A 589-nucleotide genomic window follows, 5' to 3' on the forward strand; every position below is an offset into this window, starting at 1 on the left:
CAATAGAAATTCGATCACTATTTTTCAAATAATAATCCTGAAAAACCGTGTCTAAAGATAATAATGAAAAAATAACACAAATCATTACTACAGCTTCTATAGCACTATATTCACCTAACTTATCCACTGGAACATATTTAGCTAAGATAAAAAATGATATAGATATGATAAAAACAGAAAAATATCTTTCTAATGAGATTAGCACAGCACCTTTCAATATTTTCATTTCTCACCTAAAGATGTTAAAAGCATACTAAATGCTGAATTAAATAGAAATGTTGGTACAGTACAAAGTATCACAAAAACAAAACCCAATATTCTCGGATGGCTAAATTTATTACTTAAAAAATTACAAAGTACCCAAGTAGACATGGATAATGAGAGCATACCTATTCTTTCAGCTTGAGTCCTTCCTAGAAGTGCTACGTTTACTACTAATATTATGAACAAATAAGACTCATATATAATGAATTCGCTCGTTTCTTCAAATTTATCATATAGTAAATGTATAACAACCACTATTAACAATATAGTGAAAGTAAGTATTACATATAGCATTCCCAAATCTAACCCAGTCGCATCATGAGAT

General features: G+C 28.7%; 2 protein-coding genes. Both read right to left on the reverse strand.

Features of this window, described 5'->3' with window-relative positions; all coding sequences use genetic code 11:
- On the reverse strand, positions 1 to 226 hold a 226-nt coding region (locus tag A142_RS18790), incomplete at its 3' end, for a hypothetical protein (RefSeq protein ID WP_032545580.1).
- Positions 223 to 589, reverse strand: a 367-nt coding sequence (locus A142_RS25330) for a hypothetical protein (RefSeq protein ID WP_206744040.1), incomplete at its 5' end; no start/stop codon positions are given. The genes A142_RS18790 and A142_RS25330, both read right to left, overlap by 4 nt.

This window comes from Vibrio splendidus 12E03 (assembly GCF_000272105.2).
Lineage (GTDB): Bacteria > Pseudomonadota > Gammaproteobacteria > Enterobacterales > Vibrionaceae > Vibrio > Vibrio splendidus_I.